Origin of the sequence: Bordetella genomosp. 6 (genome assembly GCF_002119705.1) — a bacterium.
GTDB lineage: Bacteria > Pseudomonadota > Gammaproteobacteria > Burkholderiales > Burkholderiaceae_B > Bordetella > Bordetella bronchiseptica_F.
In genome coordinates this window covers 3,368,591-3,385,957 of record NZ_CP021107.1, presented here as the reverse complement: position 1 = coordinate 3,385,957, position 17,367 = coordinate 3,368,591, and the positions used below count along the sequence as shown (strand labels likewise).

General features: G+C 68.4%; 17 protein-coding genes and 1 tRNA gene. 14 read left to right on the top strand and 4 right to left on the bottom strand.

Going from position 1 to position 17,367, the window contains the following annotated elements:
- Positions 1 to 47 precede the first annotated feature (47 nt).
- Positions 48 to 824 (bottom strand): RNA methyltransferase, encoded by a 777-nt coding sequence (locus CAL11_RS15805; RefSeq protein ID WP_068925594.1) that lies wholly within the window; start codon positions 822 to 824, stop codon positions 48 to 50.
- Between the two features lie 107 nt (positions 825 to 931).
- On the opposite strand from CAL11_RS15805, the gene CAL11_RS15800 reads away from it, so the two are divergent.
- From CAL11_RS15800 to CAL11_RS15790, 3 genes are all read left to right on the top strand, one after another.
- Complete coding sequence (locus CAL11_RS15800) at positions 932 to 1,714, top strand: inositol monophosphatase family protein (protein ID WP_033463291.1); 783 nt, start codon at positions 932 to 934, stop codon at positions 1,712 to 1,714.
- A gap of 154 nt (positions 1,715 to 1,868) precedes the next feature.
- Complete coding sequence (locus CAL11_RS15795) at positions 1,869 to 3,455, top strand: TerC family protein (RefSeq protein WP_086093441.1); 1,587 nt, start codon at positions 1,869 to 1,871, stop codon at positions 3,453 to 3,455.
- A gap of 24 nt (positions 3,456 to 3,479) precedes the next feature.
- Positions 3,480 to 4,343, top strand: coding sequence for an undecaprenyl-diphosphate phosphatase (locus CAL11_RS15790; protein ID WP_086093440.1), 864 nt, complete (start codon positions 3,480 to 3,482; stop codon positions 4,341 to 4,343).
- Positions 4,344 to 4,388: 45 nt separating this feature from the next.
- Here CAL11_RS15790 and CAL11_RS15785 read toward each other — a convergent pair whose 3' ends face one another.
- The 3 genes from CAL11_RS15785 to CAL11_RS15775 all read right to left on the bottom strand — a co-directional run bounded on the left by CAL11_RS15785 (position 4,389) and on the right by CAL11_RS15775 (position 6,479).
- The gene (locus tag CAL11_RS15785; protein WP_033463285.1) at positions 4,389 to 5,165 is read right to left on the bottom strand and encodes a UDP-2,3-diacylglucosamine diphosphatase; all 777 of its coding nucleotides are present in this window, start codon (positions 5,163 to 5,165) and stop codon (positions 4,389 to 4,391) included.
- Positions 5,158 to 5,667, bottom strand: a complete 510-nt coding sequence (locus tag CAL11_RS15780) for a peptidylprolyl isomerase (protein ID WP_033463310.1) — start codon at positions 5,665 to 5,667, stop codon at positions 5,158 to 5,160. The genes CAL11_RS15785 and CAL11_RS15780 overlap by 8 nt, the downstream gene beginning before the upstream one ends.
- A gap of 128 nt (positions 5,668 to 5,795) precedes the next feature.
- On the bottom strand, positions 5,796 to 6,479 hold the full coding sequence (locus CAL11_RS15775) for a tetratricopeptide repeat protein (protein WP_033463282.1): 684 nt from the start codon (positions 6,477 to 6,479) through the stop codon (positions 5,796 to 5,798).
- Between the two features lie 239 nt (positions 6,480 to 6,718).
- Between CAL11_RS15775 and cysS the strand changes: the two genes are divergently transcribed.
- The 11 genes from cysS to CAL11_RS15720 all read left to right on the top strand — a co-directional run bounded on the left by cysS (position 6,719) and on the right by CAL11_RS15720 (position 17,331).
- Positions 6,719 to 8,176, top strand: coding sequence for a cysteine--tRNA ligase (cysS, locus tag CAL11_RS15770; RefSeq protein WP_086093439.1), 1,458 nt, complete (start codon positions 6,719 to 6,721; stop codon positions 8,174 to 8,176).
- Positions 8,177 to 8,195: 19 nt separating this feature from the next.
- Positions 8,196 to 8,840: a DNA-3-methyladenine glycosylase family protein gene (locus tag CAL11_RS15765; protein ID WP_003810006.1), complete on the top strand. Its 645-nt coding sequence runs from the start codon at positions 8,196 to 8,198 to the stop codon at positions 8,838 to 8,840.
- Between the two features lie 35 nt (positions 8,841 to 8,875).
- A complete protein-coding gene (locus tag CAL11_RS15760; RefSeq protein ID WP_033463275.1) occupies positions 8,876 to 9,841 on the top strand; it encodes an acetyl-CoA carboxylase carboxyltransferase subunit alpha in 966 nt (321 codons plus the stop codon).
- Between the two features lie 128 nt (positions 9,842 to 9,969).
- Positions 9,970 to 10,980, top strand: a complete 1,011-nt coding sequence (gene tilS, locus CAL11_RS15755; RefSeq protein ID WP_208617588.1) for a tRNA lysidine(34) synthetase TilS — start codon at positions 9,970 to 9,972, stop codon at positions 10,978 to 10,980.
- Between the two features lie 55 nt (positions 10,981 to 11,035).
- Positions 11,036 to 12,301 carry an aspartate kinase gene (locus tag CAL11_RS15750; RefSeq protein WP_033463980.1) on the top strand — a complete coding sequence of 422 codons (1,266 nt, stop codon included), beginning with the start codon at positions 11,036 to 11,038 and terminating at the stop codon, positions 12,299 to 12,301.
- 84 nt (positions 12,302 to 12,385) lie between these two features.
- Positions 12,386 to 12,478, top strand: a tRNA-Ser gene (locus tag CAL11_RS15745).
- Positions 12,479 to 12,736: 258 nt separating this feature from the next.
- Positions 12,737 to 13,747, top strand: coding sequence for an NAD(P)-dependent oxidoreductase (locus CAL11_RS15740; protein WP_086093437.1), 1,011 nt, complete (start codon positions 12,737 to 12,739; stop codon positions 13,745 to 13,747).
- A 62-nt stretch (positions 13,748 to 13,809) separates the two neighbouring features.
- Positions 13,810 to 14,961, top strand: a complete 1,152-nt coding sequence (locus tag CAL11_RS15735; protein WP_033465589.1) for a mandelate racemase/muconate lactonizing enzyme family protein — start codon at positions 13,810 to 13,812, stop codon at positions 14,959 to 14,961.
- A 30-nt stretch (positions 14,962 to 14,991) separates the two neighbouring features.
- Positions 14,992 to 15,963 (top strand): Bug family tripartite tricarboxylate transporter substrate binding protein, encoded by a 972-nt coding sequence (locus CAL11_RS15730; RefSeq protein WP_086093436.1) that lies wholly within the window; start codon positions 14,992 to 14,994, stop codon positions 15,961 to 15,963.
- A 61-nt stretch (positions 15,964 to 16,024) separates the two neighbouring features.
- Positions 16,025 to 16,726, top strand: a complete 702-nt coding sequence (locus CAL11_RS15725; RefSeq protein ID WP_033465585.1) for a FadR/GntR family transcriptional regulator — start codon at positions 16,025 to 16,027, stop codon at positions 16,724 to 16,726.
- A gap of 104 nt (positions 16,727 to 16,830) precedes the next feature.
- Positions 16,831 to 17,331 (top strand): cupin domain-containing protein, encoded by a 501-nt coding sequence (locus tag CAL11_RS15720; protein WP_086093435.1) that lies wholly within the window; start codon positions 16,831 to 16,833, stop codon positions 17,329 to 17,331.
- Positions 17,332 to 17,367 lie beyond the last annotated feature (36 nt).

Here is a 17,367-nt window from a genome sequence, read left to right as displayed (position 1 = left end):
GAACGGTTGACGGCCGGGACGGTATCCGTCCCCCAGCGCCCGCGGGGTTATTTCGGGCGGTTCGGGGCGATCATGGCGGTGCACACGCCGCGCAGCATGTCCACCTCGTCGCGGCTGAGCGCGCTGCGCGTGAGCAGGTGCTTCATGCGCGGCATCAGTTTCTTGGGATGCGCGGGGTCGAGAAATCCCACGGCGACCAGCGCCTGCTCCCAGTGCGCCAGCAGGGCCTGGACGGCCGCGCCGTCGGCCGGGGCGGCGCCCGGGTTGGCCTGCAGGGCCGTCGAGACCGGCAGCAGCGACTGGCCGGTGCCGGCCAGCAGGGCGTAGCGCAGCTCCCAGGCAGCCAGTTGCAGGGCCTGGGCGACGTTCAGCGAGCTGTACTGCGGGTTGGCCGGGATATGGCAAATACGGTGACAGAGCTCGATCTGGGCATTGGTCAGGCCGGCGCGTTCGGTGCCCAGGACGATCGCCACCACGCCCGCCTCGGTGTCGTCCAGGTGGCGCCGGGCCAGGCCGGCCGCTTCGCGGATGTCGCACGGGGGCGGGCCCAGGTCGCGCACCCGCGCGGTCAGGGCAAAGGCCAGGGTGACCGGGGCAAGCGCTTCTTCCAGCGTGTCGTGGACCGCGGCGCTCTCCAGCACGTCGAGCGCGCCGCTGGCCAGCGCCACGGCCTCCGGCTGGGCGGCCATGTCGGGAAAACGAGGGGCGACCAGAACCAATTCGCCAAAGCCCATGGTCTTGATCGCGCGGGCCGCCGAACCCACGTTGCCGGGGTGGCTGGGCTGGGTCATGATGAACCGAACGCGTGAAAATGCTTGAGTCATTTAAAATGCCATGTTTGGCTTAGCGCCTTCCTGGTTTCCGATTGTATTGGCCGCGTGTTTTTCCGGCTTGCAAGGCGGCCGCCCTCACTGCGTTTGTACGGAATTCTATGCATCCGATGCTCAATACCGCCATCAAGGCGGCCCGGCGTGCCGGCACCATCATCAACCGCGCCAGTCTCGACCTGGAGCGCCTTACCGTGGCCCGCAAGGGGCCGCGCGATTATGTCACGGAAGTCGACCGCGCCTCCGAGGAGGCGATCGTCGAAGTCCTGCGCACGGCCTATCCCGAGCATGCGGTGCTGGGCGAGGAGTTCGGCCTGCAGGGGCCCGAGCAGGCCGAGTTCCAATGGATCATCGATCCGCTGGACGGCACCACCAACTATATCCACGGCCTGCCCAATTATGCGGTCTCGATCGCCTTGCTGCATCGCGGCCAGGTGACGCAGGCGGTGGTCTACGATCCGTCGCGCAACGAACTGTTCACGGCCAGTCGCGGCAGCGGCACGTTCCTGAACGATCGCCGGGTGCGCGTGTCGGGCCGCATCCGCTACCACGATGCGCTGCTGGGCGCGCACTGGCCGCACTCGACCGACCCCGAGCAGGGCTCGGGCCGCTTCCGCGCCATGGCCGAGGGCAGCGCCGGCGTGCGCCGGCTGGGGTCGACCGTGCTGGACCTGGCCTATGTGGCCTGCGGCCGCCTCGACGGTTTTTGCGGCGTGGGCCTCAAGCCCTGGGACGTGGCCGCTGGCAGCCTGCTGGTGCTGGAAGCCGGCGGCCTGCTCGCCGACTTCGACGGCGAGCAGGGCTGGCTCGATACCGGCAATGTGCTGGCGGGCACGCCCAAGGTCTTTACCCAGATGCTCACCGCGCTGCAGCCGCGTACGGCCTGATGCGCCACAGGCCGGCTGATCGGCCGGCAGGCCGCGCCCATGCTCGATGCGCGGCCGCCGAGCCGCGCCGGCGCGGGCGCAGCCGCGCGCCGTCACCGGCGTGTCATGGCATTTCCATGTACGATTACCGGTTCCAAAACTTCCGGAGCTCCTGATGGAGTGGCTGCAGGACCCCGCCGCGTGGGTCGGCCTGCTTACCTTGGTCGTCCTCGAAATCGTACTGGGGATCGACAACCTTATCTTCATTGCCATCCTGGCGGACAAGCTGCCCCCCGCGCAGCGCGACCGCGCGCGCATCGTCGGGCTGAGCCTGGCGCTGCTCATGCGCCTGGGCCTGCTGTCAGTGATGTCCTGGCTGGTCACGCTGACCACGCCGTGGTTCTCGGTGGGCCCGATGTCGTTTTCCGGCAGAGACCTGATTCTCATGCTGGGCGGGCTGTTCCTGCTCTTCAAGGGCACCATGGAACTGCACGAGCGCATCGAGGGCGGCCAGAGCATGGATACCGGCGGCCCGCGCGTCTACGCCAGCTTCTGGGTCATCGTGACGCAGATCGTGGTGCTGGATGCGGTGTTCTCACTGGATTCGGTCATCACCGCGGTGGGCATGGTGGACCACCTGGCCATCATGATGATCGCCGTCATCATCGCCATCGGCATCATGCTGCTGGCGTCCAAGCCGTTGACGCGCTTCGTCAACGCGCACCCCACCGTGGTGGTGCTGTGCCTGGGCTTTCTGCTGATGATCGGTTTTTCGCTGCTGGCCGAGAGCTTCGGCTTCAAGGTGCCCAAGGGCTACCTGTACGCCGCCATCGGCTTTTCCGTGGCCATCGAGGCGCTCAACCAGGTGGCGCGCCGCAACCTGCTCAAGCTGGACGCGCGCCGTCCGATGCGCGAGCGCACCGCCACGGCGGTGCTGCGCATGCTGGGCAAGCGCCCGCCCGCCAGCGACGAGTCCGACCTGCCCAGCGCCATGCCCGCCGTGCCGGCGTTCGGCGTGGAAGAGCGCAACATGGTCAGCGGCGTGCTGACGCTAGCCGAGCGCTCCATCCGCTCCATCATGACGCCGCGCACCGATGTGTCGTGGGTCAATATCGATGACGACGCCGCCACCATCCGCCAGCAGCTGACCGCCGCGCCGCACAGTTTCTTCCCGGTATGCCGGGGCTCGCTGGACGAAGTGGTGGGCATCGGCCGCGCCAAGGACCTGGTGGCCGACCTGATCACCGAAGGGCGGGTGCGCCGCAATCGCCTGCGCGACCCCATCATCGTGCACGAGTCGATCGGCATCCTGCGCCTGATGGATACCCTGAAGCGGTCGCGCGGCCAGCTGGTGCTGGTGGCCGACGAGTTCGGCGCGATCGAAGGGCTGGTGACGCCCATCGACGTGTTCGAGGCCATCGCCGGCGAGTTCCCCGACGAGGACGAACTGCCCGATATCGTCGCCGAAAGCGAGAACGTCTGGAAGGTCGACGGCGCCGCCGACCTGCACCACCTGGAGCAGGTGCTGGAGGTCGAAGGGCTGATCGACGAGTCCGAGGACTACGCCACCCTGGCAGGCTACCTGCTGGCCCGGTTCGGCCATCTGCCCAAGCCCGGCGATACCTGCGAGTTCGAAGGATCCCATCATCGGCGCGTGCGCTTCGAAGTGCTGCAGATGGACGGGCGCCGCGTGGCGCTGGTGCGGGTCGAGCGCCTGCCCTACGACGCCATCGACGACAGCGAGGCGGCCGACGCCGATTAACCGTTCTTACCCGGATACTGATTAGTGACTGATAGCACGCTCCACCTGCTCAAGGCATTCTTTCTCGGCATCGTCGAAGGCCTGACCGAGTTCATCCCGGTGTCCAGCACCGGGCACCTGATCGTCATCGGCGACTGGATCAACTTCGCGTCCAGCTCGGGCAAGGTGTTCGAGGTGGTCATCCAGTTCGGCTCGATCCTGGCCGTGATGTGGATATTCCGGGCCCGCCTGTGGCAACTGATCCGCGGCACCCTGACCGGGGTGCGCCAGGAGGTCAGCTTCACGCGCAACCTGCTGCTGGCGTTCCTGCCGGCGGCGGTCATCGGCGCCATCTTCATCAAGTCCATCAAGCAGGTTTTCTACCACCCGGGCGTGGTGGCGGTGACGCTGGTGCTGGGCGGGTTCATCATGCTGTGGGTCGAGCGGCGCGCGCCGCGCACGCCGGGCGATGCGCCCGGGGCTGCCGACGATACCGCCTCGGACGAGCGCGCCACCGCGCATACGCTGGAGCAGATCAGCGGCAAGCAGGCGCTGGGCGTGGGCGTGGCGCAGTGCGTGGCCATGATCCCGGGCGTGTCGCGCTCGGGCGCCACCATCATCGGCGGCATGATCGCCGGCATCCAGCGCAAGACCGCCACCGAGTTCTCGTTCTTCCTGGCCATGCCGACCATGCTGGGCGCGGCGGTCTACGACCTGTACCGCAATATCGGCCTGCTCACCCAGCACGACATGTCGGCCATCGCCGTGGGTTTCGTGGCGGCCTTTCTCAGCGCGCTGGTGGTGGTGCGCGCGGTGCTGCGCTTCGTCGCCAACCATACCTACCGCGTGTTCGCGTGGTATCGCATCGCCCTGGGCCTGGTGGTGGCGGCCTGGATCTACGCCAAATGACAAGGCGCCTGTCCCTGCGGGGACAGGCGCCTCATGACTGGGCCTTCAGTCTTCGTCTTCGACCAGGTCGAAGCACTGCAGGCCGTCGCGGTCGATCACCAGCCAGCCGCCGCGCGGCGGAACGGCGTGGTCGCAGTCCCAGTCCGGCAGCACCCAGCGTTCGCGCTTGCGGCCGTCGACCGACAGCACATGGCGCGCCGGCCGGTGGGTGTGGCCATGGATCAGCACGTCGACGTCGGCCTCGCGTAGGGCGGCCTCGACGGCCGCCGCATTGACGTCCATGATTTCCATCGACTTGGCCTGGTTGGCCGCCTGGCTTTCGCCGCGGGCCTGCTGGGCCATGGCCAGCCGTTCGGGGATGCTCCTGGCCAGGAACTGCGCCTGCCATTGCGGGTCGCGCACCATGGCGCGGAACTGCTGGTAGGCGCTGTCGTCGGTGCAATACTCGTCGCCGTGCGTGAGCAGGATGCGGCCGTAGTCGGTCTCGAGCAGCACCGGCTCGGGCAGCAGGTGCGCGCCGAGCGCGTCGGCCAGTTCCTGGCCGATCAGGAAGTCGCGGTTGCCGCGGCCCAGGTAGACCGGGATGCGGCCGGCGGCCGCGCGGATGCCTTGCAGCACCGCCGCCAGCCAGGGCGGCGCGGCCCGGATGACGTCGTCCCCGATCCAGGCGTCAAAGATGTCGCCCGGAAGCAGCAGGGCCGACGCCTCTTCGGCGGCGGCCTGCAGCAGCCCCAGGAACGCTTCGGCGGTGGCCGGCGTGGCCGGCCCCAGGTGCAGGTCGGAAGCCAGCCACAGCGGCCCCTGCAGCGCCAGCCTATTCAAGGACTTCGGCCTTTTCGATGATCACGTCCTCGGTCGGCACGTTCTGGTGGAAGCCGCGGTTGCCGGTCTTGACGTTCTTGATCTTGTCGACCACCTCGGTGCCCTCGGTGACCACGCCGAACACGGCGTAGCCCCAGCCGTTGGGCGTGGGCGCGGTGAAGTTGAGGAAGTCGTTGTCGGACACGTTGATGAAGAATTGCGCGGTGGCCGAGTGCGGATCGCTGGTGCGGGCCATGGCGAGCGTGTACTTGTCGTTCTTCAGGCCGTTGTTGGCCTCGTTCTCGATGGGCGCCTTGGTGGGCTTTTGCTTCATGCCGGGCTCGAAGCCGCCGCCCTGGATCATGAAGCCGTCGATGACGCGGTGGAACACCGTGCCGTCATAGAAGCCGTCCTTGGTATAGGCGACGAAGTTTTCCACGCTCTTGGGCGCCTTTTCGGCATTCAGGGTGATGACGATGTCGCCCTGGTTGGTGTGCAGCTTGACGCGGGGATTCGTGCTCATGGATGAGGTGCCTTTTGAAGTGGGGGTGGAGTTGGCGGGCTGGGCGCCCGCGCCTGCGGGCAGCATGGCTGCCAGCGCGATCGTGCACGCCGTCAGGCGCAGCATCTTAAGCGGAAAATGGCGGGACATCATTTAGGCTGTTTATCCTTCAACAGGGATTCGATTTCCTGGACGCGGGCCTTCATGCCCGGCACGCCGCGAGCCGCCTCCTGGCGGTAGGTGCGCAAGGCCATCATCAGCTGGATGTCGCCGAGGTTGGCGCGCGCCGCGGCGTAGTCGGGATTCGCGCGCAGGGCCATCTGTAGACTGTCCTGGGCGCGTTCGAGTTCACCGCGCGACGCATAGAGGGCCGCCAGGTTGTTCCAGGGCTCGGGCAGCTCCGGGAATTGGTTCGTCATGTCACTGTATACCGCAATGGCCTCGTCGGCGCGACCCAGCGCGGCCAGCGCGCGGGCGTGCTGGAACATCAGTTGCACGTCGGCGCCGCGCTGGCCCTTGATGGCGGCCTCGCGCCGCTCGATCAGGCTGAGGGCTTCCTCGTTGGCGCCGCGGTTGAGCAGCTCCTCGATGCGGTCGGTGATCTGCGAGGGCGTGGGGTCCAGGCGCGTGTCCACGCCGGGCTTGGCGGCCTCGAGCAGGTTGGCCAGCCCCTGCCAGCCGCCTTCGGGCGGGTAGGGGTCCAGCTTGGTCTGGTTGGCGTAGCGGTTCTTGGCCGAACCGCCGGCCATCGATTGCGCCAGCACGGGGGCGCTGGCCGATACGGCGATGGCCAGGGTCAGGAGGGCAGTGCAAAGGCGCGGCTTGGTGGTCACGATGGCATCCGTAGTAAGGCCCGGGGAACCGCGCGCTGCGCGTGCAGTCAGGCCGCTTGCTATACTTGACGATCGCCATTTTAGCCCTGGTTGCGTTTCAGGCTCGAGCGCGGCCGCGCAGGCTGTCCGGGCCGGCGCCGCGCGCCTGCCGGCGGGCCCGCCGCGGCGCCCCGGGGCGGCCTGGGCGCGGCGGCGGTGCCGCCTTGCCCGCGCAACCTTTCCAACAATTCCAGAGCGCCATGCTGCACATCTACAACACGTTGTCGCGTACCAAAGAACCGTTCAAGCCGGCCCATGCCGGCCAGGTGCGCATGTACGTGTGTGGCATGACCGTCTACGACTATTGCCACCTCGGGCACGCCCGCATGCTGGTGGCCTTCGACGTGGTGCAGCGCTGGCTGCGCGCCAGCGGGCTGGCGGTCGACTACGTGCGCAACATCACCGATATCGACGACAAGATCATCCGCCGCGCGGTCGAGACCGGCCGGCGCATCGGCGAGGTCACCGAATACTACATCGCCGCCATGCACGCGGACGAGCGCGCCCTGGGCGTGCAGCCGCCCGACCGCGAGCCGCGCGCCACGCAGTACGTGGGCGAGATGCTGGACATCATCGGCCGCCTGGAGGGCAAGGGCCTGGCCTACCGGGCCGAGGACGGCGATGTCAATTACGCGGTGCGCGGGTTCGCCGACTACGGCAAGCTGTCGGGCAAGTCGCTCGACGACCTGCGCGCCGGCGAGCGCGTCGCGGTGGGCTCGGCCAAGCGGGATCCGCTGGATTTCGTGCTGTGGAAGTCGGCCAAGCCGCAGGAGCCGGACGACACCAAATGGGAGTCGCCCTATGGGCTGGGCCGCCCGGGCTGGCATATCGAATGCTCGGCCATGAGCAAGACCCTGCTCGGCCTGCCGCTGGACATCCATGGCGGCGGTCCGGACCTGAAGTTCCCCCACCACGAGAACGAGATCGCCCAGACCGAGGGGGCGTTCGGCGGCGCGCTGGCCAATGTCTGGATGCATTGCGGCCCGCTGATGGTCGACGCCGACAAGATGTCGAAGTCGCTGGGCAACTTCCGCACCATCCGCCAGACCATCGCGCAGGGCGCGCTGTCGGACACGCAGGCCGAATACGCGGTCAATCCGCGCGAGGCCGAAATGCTGCGCTTTTTCATCGTGCGCAACCACTATCGCAGCCCGCAGAACTATGCGCCGGACAACCTGGTCGACGCGCAGAACGCGCTCGACCGGCTGTACCAGGCGCTGCAGAACACCGCGGCCGACGGCCAGGGCGTGGACTGGAGCGAGCCGCAGGCGCAGGCCTTCAAGGCCGCCATGGACGACGATTTCAACAGCTCCGGGGCGGTCGCCGCCCTGTTCGAGCTGGCCTCCGAGGCCAACCGCACCGGCAGCGCGCGCGCCGCCGGCCAGCTCAAGGCGCTGGGGGCGGTGCTGGGCCTGCTGCAGCAGGATCCGCCGGCCTATTTCCAGTCGCCCACGCGCTATTCGGCCGCCGCCCTCGGGCAGGGCGCGCCCGCCGCGGCGCTGGACGCCGCCGCCATCGAGGCGCGCATCGCCGAGCGCGCGGCCGCCAAGGCGGCGCGCGACTTCGCCCGCGCCGACGCGATCCGCGCCGAGCTGCGCGCGGCCGGCGTCGAGCTCGACGACAAGCCCGGCGGCCTGACGCAATGGCGTCGCGCCTGAGCCGGGGAATCGCAGCTCCATGTCCAGCGCCGATATCGTCATCGTCAAGCCCGATTACTGGGACGACGCGGTTGCGCACCTGATGCGCCGCGACCGCATTCTCAAACGCATCATCCCTCAGCACGGCGAAACCTGGCTGACCTCGCGCGGCTCGCCGTTCGTGACGCTGGCGCGCGCCATCATCGGCCAGCAGATCTCCGTCAAGGCCGCCGACGCGCTGTGGCAGCGCTTCCTGGAAACCGTGGGCAAGCGCCCCACGCCGGCCACCGTGCTGCGCGCCGGGCTGCCGGCGCTGCGCGCGGCGGGCCTGTCGCAGCGCAAGGCCGAGTACCTGGTGGACCTGGCCACCCATTTCGGGCAACGCCTGGTGCATCCGGAGAAATGGGCCGCGATGGACGACGAGGCGGTCATCGCCGAGCTGGTCGCGATCCGCGGCATCGGCCGCTGGACGGCGGAGATGTTCTTGATTTTCAATCTGCAGCGCCCCGACGTCCTGCCGCTGGACGATCTTGGGCTGCTGAAGGCAATCTCGTTACACTATTTCAGCGGCGAGCCCGTTTCGCGCTTCGAGGCCCGTGAGGTCTCGCTGGCATGGCAGCCCTGGCGTACCGTGGCGACCTGGTATTTGTGGCGCAGTCTGGAACCGGCAGCGGTCCAGTACTGAACCGGCCGGGCGCCCATCAACGGAACCTCACTTACATGCGCAATACTTTCCTGGAATTCGAACAACCGCTCGCCGAGCTTGAGAACAAGATCGAGCAGCTGCGCTACGTGCAGGCCGACTCCGCGGTAGACATCTCCGACGAAATCGGCCGCCTGCAGCAAAAGAGCCAGAACCTGGCCAAGGAAATCTACGGCAAGCTGACGCCATGGCAGACCGCGCTGGTGGCGCGCCATCCGCAGCGCCCGTACACGCTGGACTACGTGCGCGAGATCTTCACCGACTTCCACGAGCTGCACGGCGACCGCATGTACGCCGACGACCAGTCCATCGTCGGCGGGCTGGCGCGCTTCAACGGCTCGGCCTGCATGGTCATCGGCCACCAGAAGGGCCGCGACACCAAGGAGCGCGCCGCGCGCAACTTCGGCATGCCGCGCCCCGAGGGCTACCGCAAGGCGCTGCGCCTGATGCGCCTGGCCGAGAAGTTCCGGCTGCCCATCTTCACCTTCATCGACACCCCGGGCGCCTATCCCGGCATCGGCGCCGAAGAGCGCGGCCAGTCCGAGGCGATCGGCCGCAACCTGTACGCCATGGCCGAGCTGAAAGTGCCGGTCATCTGCACCGTGATCGGCGAGGGCGGGTCGGGCGGCGCGCTTGCCATCGCGGTCGGCAACGCGGTGCTGATGCTGCAATACGCAACCTATTCGGTGATTTCGCCCGAAGGCTGCGCGTCCATCCTGTGGCGCAGCGCCGACAAGGCGCCCGAGGCGGCCGAGGCGCTGGCCATCACCGCGCCGCGCCTGAAGGACCTGGGCCTGGTCGACCGCGTGGTCAACGAGCCGGTCGGCGGCGCCCACCGTGATCCGCGCGTGATGGCGCGCCTGCTGCGCCGCGCCCTGGGCGACGCCCTGCGCCAGCTGCAGGGCATGGGGCCCGAGCAATTGGTCGACCAGCGCCTGCAGCGCCTGATGTCGTACGGGCGCTTCCAGGAAGTCCGCGCCTAGCGGCCGCGCGGGCTGGCCAGGCCAGCCCGCAGCGCGTCGCGCCGGCGCCGCCAGCCACCATGCCCACCTCCCCCGCAGCGCCGGCTCCCCCTCTTTCCGATCTGTGCCCCGCGGCCTTGCGCCGGCCGGTGGCGGCCGCCCTGCGCGCGCTGGACCCGGCGCCGGCGCGGCTGGCGGTGGCCGTCAGCGGCGGCGCCGACTCGGCCATGCTGGCCGTGGCGGCCGCCGCGGCCCTGCCGCCCGGCTGCGCGCTGCGCCTGTTCCATGTCCACCACGGGCTGCAGGCGGCGGCCGACCAATGGGCCGCGCAGGTGCGCGACCTGGGCGCGCTGCTGGGCGTGGCGGTGGACGAGGCGCGCGTCACCGTGCCGCCGGGGCAGGGGCTGGGCATGGAGGCCGCCGCCCGCCTGGCGCGCTACCAGGCCCTGGCGGGGTTGGCGCGCCGGCACGGCGTGCGCCACATCCTGCTGGCGCATCACCGCAACGACCAGGCGGAGACCGTCCTGCTGCGGCTGCTGCGCGGCACCGGTCTGCAAGGCATGGCGGCCATGGCGCCGTTCAGCGAGCGCGACGGGGTGGCCTACCTGCGGCCATGGCTGGACGTGGAGCGCGCGGCCATCCTGGCGCTGGCCGGCGCGGTGCGCGCGCAGTGCGGCTGGCAGGCGGTGCAGGATCCCACCAATGCCGACCCGCGCTATGCGCGCGCCGCCGTGCGCACGCAGCTCGCCCCGGTGCTGGACGCGCGCTGGCCCGGCTGGCAGGCCATCGTGGCGCGCCATGCGCGGCAAATGGCCGAGGCGGCCGAGATCGTGGCCGAGGTGGCGCGCGACGACTTCGATACGCTTGAACCGGCCGACGCCGGCCGCAGTTTTTCGCTGGCGGCCTGGCGCGGCCTGTCGGCCGCGCGCCAGGCGCAGGTGCTGCGGCACTGGCTGGCCAGCCAGGGCGCGCCGATGCCGACCGAGGCGCGGCTGGCCGAGCTGCGGCGCCAGTTGCGCCAGCTGCACGCGCTGGGGCACGACCGCCACCTGCGCTGGCAGCACGCCGGGCGCGTCGTGCGCTGCGAGCGCGGCCGCGTCTGGATCGACGATCAGGGCGCTGGCGCGCCGGCGCTGCGCAAATTTTTACCGTCGCGTTAAAATACTCAGCTTTGCCCGCCCAGACCCTATGCGGGCTTGTCAGCCAGAGTACGAGATGTCCCTGATCGTTCAAAAGTATGGCGGTACTTCGATGGGCTCGGTCGAGCGCATCAAGAACGTGGCGCGCCGCGTCGCGAAGTGGCATGCTGCCGGCCACAAGGTCGTGGTGGTGCCGTCGGCCATGGCGGGCGAGACCAATCGCCTGCTGGGCCTGGCGCGCGAAATCAGCCCGCAGCCCGACGGCCGCGAGCTCGACATGATTGCCGCCACCGGCGAGCAGGCCAGCAGCGGCATGCTCGCCATCGCCCTGCAGGCCGAGGGCGTGCCCGCCCGCAGCTACGCGGGCTGGCAGGTGCCGGTGCGCACCGACTCGTCCTATACCAAGGCCCGCATCAAGTCGATCGACGACAAGCGCGTGCTGGCCGACCTGGACGCCGGCCGCGTGGTCATCGTGACCGGGTTCCAGGGCGTGGACGACGACGGCCACATCACCACGCTGGGCCGCGGCGGTTCGGATACCTCGGCGGTGGCCGTGGCGGCCGCCATCAAGGCCGACGAATGCCTGATCTTCACCGACGTCGACGGCGTGTACACCACCGATCCGCGCGTGGTGCCGGAAGCGCGCCGCATGGCGGTCGTGTCGTTCGAGGAAATGCTCGAAATGGCCTCGCTCGGTTCCAAGGTGCTGCAGATCCGCTCCGTCGAGTTCGCCGGCAAGTACCACGTTCCGACCCGCGTGCTGTCCTCGCTGACCGACCCGCTCATCCCGCTCGAAGAAGAAATGCGTTCGGGCACGCTGATTACTTTTGAGGAAGACGAAAAAATGGAAGCCGCCGTTGTCTCCGGCATCGCCTTCAGCCGCGACGAAGCCAAAATCACCCTGCTGGCCGTGCCGGACAAGCCGGGCATCGCCTATTCGATCCTGGGCCCCGTGGCCGCGGCCAATATCGATGTCGACATGATCGTGCAGAACCAGTCGGTGGCCGGTACGACCGACTTCTCGTTCACCGTCAATCGCAACGAATACCAGCGCACCCTGGACCTGCTCAAGCGCGAGGTCATCCCCGCGGTGAGCGCGCGCGAACTGGTCACCGACGAGAAGGTCGCCAAGGTGTCCATCGTCGGCATCGGCATGCGCTCGCACGTGGGCGTGGCCAGCCTGATGTTCCAGACGCTGTCGCAGGAAGGCATCAACATCCAGATGATCAGCACCAGCGAGATCAAGACCTCGGTGATCATCGACGACAAGTACATGGAACTGGCCGTGCGTTCGCTGCACAAGGCATTCGGCCTGGACCAGGTGCCGGGCGACCAGGTCTAGGAAAGGATCGGCACGATTTTTCGCGGTTCGGGGCAGGGCGCCTGCAGACGCAGTGGAAATCGTGCTAGAATCCTCGACTCTTTTGGAGATGTGCCCGAGAGGCTGAAGGGGCTCCCCTGCTAAGGGAGTATGTGGCTAAAAACTGCATCGTGGGTTCGAATCCCACCATCTCCGCCAAAGATCAAAAAGGCCCTTGAGCAATCAAGGGCCTTTTTCTTTGCGCCGATGCGAAGCGCCTGTCCCCGCTGGGACAGGCGCTCCGTCCACGCCATCGACGCTTGACGGCCAGGACGGTATCAGTCCCCGCAGCAGGGCCAGGCATGACGGCCGTTGCTGCGCCGCATCCCTTTCCCCCGCTTCTCGCAAACCCTGGTTGACGCGCCAGGCCCGGCCTCTTTAAGATTCCAAACTGGTACTACCAGATTGGTTTATAAAATGTCCGTGGTATTCGCGACCGACCATATCCATCCCGACGCGGCGCGGCGCCTCGGCGAGGTGGCGCGTTTCGCCGTCGTTGCCTGGCGCGAGGGGCCGGACTATGCCGACGCACTGGCCGGGGCCGACGTGGTCATCGTGCGCAACCGGCTGCCGGCCGAGCTGTTCGCGCGCGCGCCGCGCCTGCGGGCGGTCATCCGCCATGGCGCCGGCCTGGACATGATTCCGCTGGCCGAGGCCGCGGCCCATGGCGTGCTGGTGGCCAATGTGCCGGCGGTCAATGCGGCGGCGGTGGCGGAGTTCGCGATCGGCCAGATGCTGGCGCTGGCGCGCGGCCTGGCAGCCACGGAAGCGCAACTGCGCACGGTCTCGTGGGAGGCCGGGCGCGTCCGCGCGGCCGCGGGCGGGCAGCTGGGCGGCGCGACGGTCGCCATCGTCGGCATGGGCGCGGTCGGCCGGCGCCTGGCGGCCATCTGCGCCCAGGGCTTCGGCATGCGGGTGCTGGGCGTGCATCCGGCCCGTACCGGCGGCGCCGATGCGTCGTGCACCTACGTGGCGCTGGAGCAGGCGCTGGCCGTAACGGATTTCCTGGTGCTGGCCTGTCCGTTGAATGCAGCCACCCACCATCTGATCGGCGCGGCCCAGCTGGCGCTGATGAAGCCGGGCGCGTTCCTGGTCAACGTCGCGCGAGGCGCCGTGGTCGAGAGCGCCGCGCTGGCGCGCGCGTTGGCCGAAGGCCGCATCGCCGGCGCCGCGCTGGACGTGTTCGAGACCACGCCGCTGCCTGCCGGCGACCCCTTGTTCGACCTGCCCTCGGCCCGTCTCACGCCGCATGTCGCAGGTATTTCGGCGCAAAGCCTGCTGGCGATGAGCATGGGCGCGGCCGAGCAGGCGATCGAGGTACTGGCCGGCCGCTACCCGGCGCATTGGGTCAACCGCGAGGCGCACCACGCCATCCAGTCGCGCTGGGCCGCCTTGCCGGCGGACCCGCTCCGCGGCCCGGGCGGCTGAGCCGCGCCCGCGCAGTCCGCCACCTTTCGTTTCCAGTCCGTTCATCGAGGAACCCAGACGGCATGTCCAAAATCATTTCCCTCAAGGCGATTCCGTTGTCCTTCCGCCTGCCCGAAGGGCAGACAGTCACCCTGGGCATAGGCAGCACCATCAAACGCGACACCATCATCGTCCGCGTCGAGACCGAGAGCGGGGTGGTCGGCTATGGCGAGGCGCATCCGGGGCGCAGCCCCGGCGCGGTGGCCAGTCTGATCGCCAACACGCTGGCGCCGCTGGTGGTGGGCATGGACGCCTTCGACACCAACGGCGTGTGGAGCCGCGTACACAAGATGCAGCTGGCCAGCCATGGCCTGGGCGCCGGCGCCTCGCTGGCGTTGTCGGGCATAGACATGGCGTTGTGGGACGCGCGCGGCAAGCTGTGCAAGCAGCCGCTCTACAAGCTGCTGGGCGGACGCAGCAGGCCGATCGCGGCCTACGCCGGCGGCATCGCCCTGGGCTACCAGCCGCCGCAGGACCTGGCCGAGGAGGCCCAGGAATACATCGGCGCCGGTTACCGGGCCATCAAGCTGCGGCTGGGCGACAGTGTCGCCAACGATGCGGCGCGGCTCAGGCATGTCCGCGCCGCCGTGGGCGAGGAGATCGACATCCTGACCGACGTCAACGCCTCGTACTCCATCGACGAGGTGCGGCGGCTGATGCCGGTATTGGAGGAGGTGCGGGTGGGCTGGCTGGAGGAGCCATTTGCCTGCGACAACTTCGGCGCCTATCGGACGGCGGCCACCTTCAGCACGCGCGTGCCGATCGCCGCCGGCGAGAACCACTATACGCGCTACGACTTCGCCCGGTTGCTGGAGGAGCGCGCGGTGCAGGTGTTCCAGCCTGACCTGTCGAAGACCGGCGGCGTGACCGAGGCGATGCGCATTGCCGCGCTGGTGTCGGCCTGGGGGTACAAGGTCCACCCGCACAGCTCGGCCACCGGCATCAACCACGCCGCCTGCATCCACTACCTGGCGGCGGTCGACAACCCGGGCTATTTCGAGGCCTGCGTGTCGCGCCACAACCCCTTGCGCGACATGTTCGGCCCGGTGTTCCGGATCGACGGCGCCGGTTGCGTCAAGCCACTGGAGGGGCCCGGCCTGGGGCTGGAAATCGACGAGGCGCTGTTCGAACAGTATGCCTTCATCGACGGCCCCGGCTATGTCGTGAAGTTCTGAAAACAGATATTCAACGGAGGAGACACAAGCATGAGAGCATTTCGTACCTTCGCGGCCGGCGCGGTTGCCGCGGCCGCAGTGCTGGCGGGACCGGCGCACGCCGCCGACAACTTCCCCAGCCGCGCGATCACGCTGATCGTGCCCTGGAATGCCGGCGGGTCGGTGGACATGACCGGCCGCAAGCTGTCGGAGATCATGGGCAAGTCGGGCGTCAACGTGGTGGTCGAGAACCTGCCGGGCGCGACCAGCACCATCGGGCTGTCCAAGGTCGCCAACTCGGCCCCGGACGGCTACACCGTGGGCCTGGCCACGTCGTCGCTGATGGGCGCGGTGGCGCAGGACATGACCAAGCTGCGCGTCGACCAGTTCGCCGCGCTGAACCAGACCACGGTGGAGCAACTCATCCTGGTGGTGCCCAAGGCCAGCCCGGCCAACAGCATCGAGGACTTCGTGGCCCAGATGAAGGCCAAGAAGGGCGGCGTGTCGATCGGCACGCCCGGCACCAACAATGTCAACCATACGTTCGCGGCCATGCTGGCGCGCGCGGTGGGCACCGAGTACGTGAACGTGCCCTATACCGGCGGCGCCAAGGTGCTGACCGACCTGGCGGGCGGCCAGATCGACGCGGCCGTGCTCAAGCCCTCCGAGACCATCGGCCACATCCAGGGCGGGCTGATCAAGCCCATCGGCGTATTCGCCGCCAAGCGCACGGCCGTCATGCCCGAGGTGCCTACTTTCGCCGAGAAGCAGATCGATGTATTTCCGTACGGCGCGCTGGACCAGATGTCGTACCTGGTGGGCCCGAAGGGCCTGACGGCCGAACGCGCGCGCGAACTGCAGGAGTTGTTCGCCAAGGCCATTGCCAGCGACGCCTATCGCAAGTTCGCCCAGGACAACGGCATGACGGTGGCCGACGTGCGCGGCGACGATTTGCAAAAGCAGGCGGTCGCAATCCAAAATACGTTCAACACGGTTGCGCCGAAAATATTCACCAAGCAATAGCGCCAACCGCGCCGGCGCCGTCCGCTCCCGCCGCGCGCGGCGGGAGCCACTTTATGCCGATATGACCTCCGAAAAGCAGGAACTGACTACCCGCACCCTGGCCGACGTCCTGTCCTTCATCCAGAAGCGCAATTACGACCCGGGCGAACGCCTGCCTTCGGAGCGCGAGCTGGCCGAGCGTTTTGGCGTGGGGCGCGGCGTGATCCGCGAGGCCTTGTCGGTGCTGGAGAACCTGCGGTACCTGACGCGCCGCCCCAATTCGGGCGTGTTCCTGGCGGATGCGCCCGAGCGCGTGAGCCTGGAGACGCTCAGCCTGTTCGCCGAACTCGGCATCAGCCTGACCGGGGACAAGCTGCGCGAGGCCCTGGAGGTGCGGCGCATCGTCGAGATCCAGGCCGTGCAGCTGGCTTGCCAGCGCCGCACCGACGAGGACCTGGCCTGCCTGCAGGGCATCATCGACCGGTTCGACGCGGCCATCGCGGGCTCGCATGAGCAGACGGCCGACCTCGACTATGCCTTCCACATGGCCATCTTCAATGCCGCGCACAATACCGTGCTGGCGCAGATGGTGCATCCGTTCTACCTGATGTCGGCGCACCGGCGCGCCACCTTCTTCGCCGACAAGACGCGCAGCGCGGCGTCCAACCGGCAGCATCGCGCCTTGCTGCAATGCCTGCGCCGCCGTGATGCCGACGAGGCGCAGCGCATCATCGGTGAGCACATCGGACGCGTGGAGTCCGAGTTGCGCGCACGCCACGAATAACAGGCGTGTCCTGACATAATTGTCAGTTTTCCGGGAATTCCCTAGTATTGTCCGTGCTTGCTCGTCCATATACTGACTGGCATGTCAGTAAAAATGAGCGCAACATGAAACAGCAGCATGAGCCGGGCATCGCCGTGGTGGTGGGGCCGGACGAGGGCGACAGCTTCTGGCAGCCGGTGCCGGCCAACGGCTTCGTGCGCACCTTGCTCAACCGCGCGAACACCGGCGCCTCGATCGACTTCAGCGCCGGCACCCAGACGGTCGCGCCGGGCTGCCACGTGCGCGAGCACTTCCACGACGACCGCGAGGAAGTGATCTTCATCACCGAAGGGCGCGGCACGGCGCTGATCGACGGCGTCGAGCATGCGCTGGCCCCGGGCGCCTGCCTGTTCCTGGGCAAGTCGCGCAAGCACAGTTTCCTCAACGCCGGGCCCGGACCCCTGTCGTTCTTCTGGATCCTCATGCCGGGCGGGCTGGACGATTTCTTTCGCCAGATCGGCCGCGTGCGCCAGCCGGGCGAGCCGGCGCCGCAGCCGTTCGCGCGCCCGGCCGACATCGACCGCATCGAAGCCAATACGGTATTCGGCTGGACCGCCAAGTCCTGAGCCGCTTGCCCCGTTTCACCTTTACCAGTACGGAAG

Excerpts from the sequence above, each read along its gene's own strand:
- CAL11_RS15805 (WP_068925594.1), bottom strand. The coding sequence starts at position 824 with ATGACTCAAGCATTTTCACGCGTTCGGTTCATCATGACCCAGCCCAGC.
- CAL11_RS15800 (WP_033463291.1), top strand. The coding sequence starts at position 932 with ATGCATCCGATGCTCAATACCGCCATCAAGGCGGCCCGGCGTGCCGGC.
- CAL11_RS15795 (WP_086093441.1), top strand. The coding sequence starts at position 1,869 with ATGGAGTGGCTGCAGGACCCCGCCGCGTGGGTCGGCCTGCTTACCTTG.
- CAL11_RS15780 (WP_033463310.1), bottom strand. The coding sequence starts at position 5,667 with ATGAGCACGAATCCCCGCGTCAAGCTGCACACCAACCAGGGCGACATC.
- cysS (WP_086093439.1), top strand. The coding sequence starts at position 6,719 with ATGCTGCACATCTACAACACGTTGTCGCGTACCAAAGAACCGTTCAAG.
- CAL11_RS15765 (WP_003810006.1), top strand. The coding sequence starts at position 8,196 with ATGTCCAGCGCCGATATCGTCATCGTCAAGCCCGATTACTGGGACGAC.
- CAL11_RS15760 (WP_033463275.1), top strand. The coding sequence starts at position 8,876 with ATGCGCAATACTTTCCTGGAATTCGAACAACCGCTCGCCGAGCTTGAG.
- CAL11_RS15750 (WP_033463980.1), top strand. The coding sequence starts at position 11,036 with ATGTCCCTGATCGTTCAAAAGTATGGCGGTACTTCGATGGGCTCGGTC.
- CAL11_RS15740 (WP_086093437.1), top strand. The coding sequence starts at position 12,737 with ATGTCCGTGGTATTCGCGACCGACCATATCCATCCCGACGCGGCGCGG.
- CAL11_RS15735 (WP_033465589.1), top strand. The coding sequence starts at position 13,810 with ATGTCCAAAATCATTTCCCTCAAGGCGATTCCGTTGTCCTTCCGCCTG.
- CAL11_RS15730 (WP_086093436.1), top strand. The coding sequence starts at position 14,992 with ATGAGAGCATTTCGTACCTTCGCGGCCGGCGCGGTTGCCGCGGCCGCA.
- CAL11_RS15725 (WP_033465585.1), top strand. The coding sequence starts at position 16,025 with ATGACCTCCGAAAAGCAGGAACTGACTACCCGCACCCTGGCCGACGTC.
- CAL11_RS15720 (WP_086093435.1), top strand. The coding sequence starts at position 16,831 with ATGAAACAGCAGCATGAGCCGGGCATCGCCGTGGTGGTGGGGCCGGAC.